General features: G+C 70.6%; 1 protein-coding gene. It reads right to left on the reverse strand.

Annotated elements, in window-relative coordinates:
* Positions 1-4170, reverse strand: a 4170-nt coding sequence (locus GSF22_RS31455) for a LamG domain-containing protein (protein ID WP_208817549.1), incomplete at both ends; no start/stop codon positions are given.

Here is a 4170-nt window from a genome sequence, read left to right on the forward strand (position 1 = left end):
TGAACAACTGAAGCCGGTACGGCCCCGTCGTGGTCACCTGCACCGGCGTCCCCGCCGCCGCCCGCAGACCCGGATTCACCTCGAACCAGCCGTGCCAGCCACCGTTCGTGGTCACCGCCGGATCCCACCAGGTGGAGACGACCCGCCCGTCCGTCGCCGTGGTGAACAACTGAAGCCGGTACGGCCCCGTCGTGGTCACCTGCACCGGCGTCCCCGCCGCCGCCCGCAGACCCGGATTCACCTCGAACCAGCCGTGCCAGCCACCGTTCGTGGTCACCGCCGGATCCCACCAGGTGGAGACGACCCGCCCGTCCGTCGCCGTGGTGAACAACTGAAGCCGGTACGGCCCCGTCGTGGTCACCTGCACCGGCGTCCCCGCCGCCGCCCGCAGACCCGGATTCACCTCGAACCAGCCGTGCCAGCCACCGTTCGTGGTCACCGCCGGATCCCACCAGGTGGAGACGACCCGCCCGTCCGTCGCCGTGGTGAACAACTGAAGCCGGTACGGCCCCGTCGTGGTCACCTGCACCGGCGTCCCCGCCGCCGCCCGCAGACCCGGATTCACCTCGAACCAGTCGCGCCAGCCACCGTTCGTGGTCACCGCCGGATCCCACCAGGTGGAGACGACCCGCCCGTCCGTCGCCGTGGTGAACAACTGAAGCCGGTACGGCCCCGTCGTGGTCACCTGCACCGGCGTCCCCGCCGCCGCCCGCAGACCCGGATTCACCTCGAACCAGCCGTGCCAGCCACCGTTCGTGGTCACCGCCGGATCCCAGAACGTGGAGACGACCCGGCCGTCATCGGTGGTGGTGAAGACCTGTACCGGCGCGGGACCGGTCGTGGTCGCGGTGACGGTCGCGCCGGCGGCGGCGCGCAGGTTCGGGTTGAGTTCGGACCAGTCGCGCCACCCACCGTTCGTGGTGACCGCCGGGTCCCAGCGGGTGGAGATGACGCGGCCGTCGGCGGCGGTGGTGAACAGCTGCCGCGCCGGGCCGTCCGTGACGTGGCTGACCGGTGCCCCGGCGGCGGCGCGCAGGTTCGGGTTCAGTTCGTACCAGGTCCGGGCGCTCTCGTTGAGGGCGTCGTCGCCGGCCCAGTGGGTACCGACGACCTGGCCCTCGTTGAGGGTGAAGAAGACGTTCTCCGCCTCCTCGCCGGCCGGTCGGGACGCGCCGTCGCCGACGTTGTTGTCGTTGAGGGCGTCCTCGGACAGCGCGGAGACCTCGGTGGGCAGCGCCAGGGCCTGGATCACCGCCTTGTCGGCCGGTCCCCGGGTGATCCAGAGGTCGTCGACCATGCCGACCCAGTTCGCCGCGCCGGCCGGACCGGTGCCCAGGCGTACCGAGGTGATCGGGCCGAACGGTTTCCGGCCGTGCAGGAACGATTTGGAGACCGATTCGGCGGCCGATTCCAGTACGCCGTTGACCCACAGTTCGATGACCTGTTCGCGGGCGTTGTGCACGACCGCGATGTGGTCCCAGTCGCCGAACCCGGTGTGGAAGGCGGAGTGTTCCACGGTGGCGCCGGTGTCGCTGGCGCTGTCGGTGCCACGGACCTGGAGCACGTACCGACTCTTCGCCGCGTCGTAGCGCACGACCAGGGCGCTGGTGTTCGCGCCGGTCAGGCTCAGCAGGTTCATCGAGGTCGTCGGGACACCGTCGGTCTGTACGTAGGCCGAGACGGTGAAGCTCTCCCGGGGGTCGAGCACGGCGCTGTCGATGGCGGCGTAGTTGGCCGCCCCGCCGGGCAGGACGAGCGAGCCCACGGCACCGCCGACGGTGCCGGGTGTCACCACGGACTCCGCGGTGTACTTCGCCGTACCGTTGAGCCGCACCGCCTTGCGGACACCTTCGCCGCTGTCGTCGCCGTTCTGGTTCAGGTGCCAGACGTGGGTGACGGTGAGCATGTCCTTGGACAGGGCCGCTGCCTCGTCGACGCTGACGATCCGGTCGTAGACCCGGACATCGTCGATCTTGCCGGGGAACCGGTCGGTGATGTTTCCCTTCCACCGGGATCTGCCGACCACGGTCGCCCCGTTGGCCTGCCAGGGGGTGGTGAAGGCGGCGGGAGTGCCGGGTCTTCCGTTGACGTGGATCTGGAGTTGCCTGGCGACGCTGTCGTAGACGCCGACCAGGTGGACCCACTCGTCGAGCGGGACCGCCTCGGTCGCGGTGGCGGTGACGTGGGTGCTGCTGTCGGCGTCGGCGGTGTTGCGGGCGAACTGCCAGCGGTTGGCTGTCTTGGAGTACTTGAGGAAGAAGCCGGAATGGTAGGCGCTGTCCTGACTGACCACGGTGACGTTGGCGGCCACCGACGACGAGAGCTTCGCCCACGCCGAGACCGAGAAGCTCTTCGTCAGGTCCAGCACCGGGGTGCCGTTGGCGGTGACCTCGGTGGTGGTGCCGTTGAACGTGGCCGCCGTGCCGCGCGCGCCCGGCTGGCCGAGCTGGAGGCTGCCCGAGACCAGTCCGGGGTAACGGCCTCCTGCGGAGTCGGTGAGTCTGGTCGTACCGGCGGCGTCGTTGAACTTCCAGTGCGCCTTGGGCGCGCGTCCGGCCGCGACCTTGAAGGTGAAGGTCGCCGACCCCTTGGAGAAGTTGCCGGAGGCGTCGGCCACCCGCACGTACAGGGTGTTGCTGCCGGCGACCCGGGGCAGCACGTAGATGGTCTCGGTGCTGGTGCCCGCCGTGCGGTTCCTCAGCATCGCCGGTGTCGGCTCGCGGTTGACGTCGTAGGCGAACCTGGTCGCCGACGGGTCCAGGGTGAGGGTGAACCTGCCGTACCGGCCCAGGCCGTCCTGGTGCAGCTGGCTCGGGTTGGCCGGATCCTCCTCCTGGTAGCCCTCCGGCACGTTGGAGCTGATCTGCGGCAGGGGTGGCGCCACCGTGTCGTAGACGAAGTAGCAGGCGGTCGCCGCCCCGTCGGAACTCCAGGGCCCCCAGGCGTACCCGTCGTGGGCGCGGACGTGCCACCTGACGACCGTGTTGGCGGGGATCTTCCCGGCGGGGACGCGTACCGAGAACCGGTTGTTCGTCGTCGACGTGGCCGCGTGTTTCGCCGGGGTGAGGTAGGTCCAGCTACGCGCCGTGCCACCGGAGTCGGTCCACGCGACCACGAACTGTGCCCGGAGCTTCTCGGCGGAACGGGCGTAGGTGTCCCGGTCGGTGAGGTTCTTGGCGTTCAGGGTGGGCTGGGAGATGTTGAACCGGGTCGGGTTGTCCGGGGGTGCGCAGGCACCGCCCGGTTCGGTCCAGAGCTGGTCGCGCCGGGGCTGCGACGGGGGCACGTTGTAGTGCACCCGCACCCAGGCCCACGGGTCGAACCGCTTCCAGCCGAGCTGGTCGCCCTCGTCGGCGGCGCGCAGTCCGAGGGTGATGTCGCGCCAGCCCTTGTTCGCCGCCTCACGGACGCCGGAGGTGACGTTGAAGACCACGTCCCCGGCGGGGCAGGTGGTGTCGGCGCAGCCCGACCAGCCCTTGGCCACGTTGCGCCGGTCCAGTCGCCGCAGCCAGTTGTCGGCGGTGGAGTTCCAGGTGGAGTTCGCGCCGAACGCCTTGGTCAGGTAGACGTCCACCGGCCGTTTGCTGCCCGAGGCGGACCACACCTCCCGGACGTGCATCTCCGCCGAGATGATCTGCTTGCCGGCCAGCCAGCCGGTCGGCACCCGGTAGAACAGGCGCTTCTTGTGCGGCGAGCCGCAGCTGCTTCCGCTGGAGGGCAGGCCGGTGGGGCAGCGGCCGACGCCCTGGTCGGACTTGAAGTTGTACGCCTCGTATCCGGTGCTCGACACCATGAGGTTGGCCGAGCTGCGCGGCGTCCGGTACATCGGGTCGATGTACACCGGGAAGGTGGTGTCGGCGGCGGCGAGCATCGTGGCGTCGGGGGTCAGGGTCAGCGCGTCGGCGGTGGCGGCGACCGGCACGGTGGAGATCTTGGAGGCGTCGCCGGGTCCGCCGTCGGTCGCCTCGGTGACCGGGGGTGGCACGGGTCCGTCCTCACCGGTGTCGGTGACGCCCACCTCACCGGCGCGCTGGGTGCCCAGCGCGCTGGGTGACGGCGACGGGCTGGTCGGGGGTTCCTCGGGTGGCGTGGGGGTGGAGTCCCACATCACCGCCTTGGGCGCCTCGAAGATCACCGCGCCGGTGCTGGGGTCGACCGCCTGCTGGGTGC

It is taken from the genome of Micromonospora echinofusca (assembly GCF_017614955.1).
GTDB lineage: Bacteria > Actinomycetota > Actinomycetes > Mycobacteriales > Micromonosporaceae > Micromonospora > Micromonospora echinofusca_A.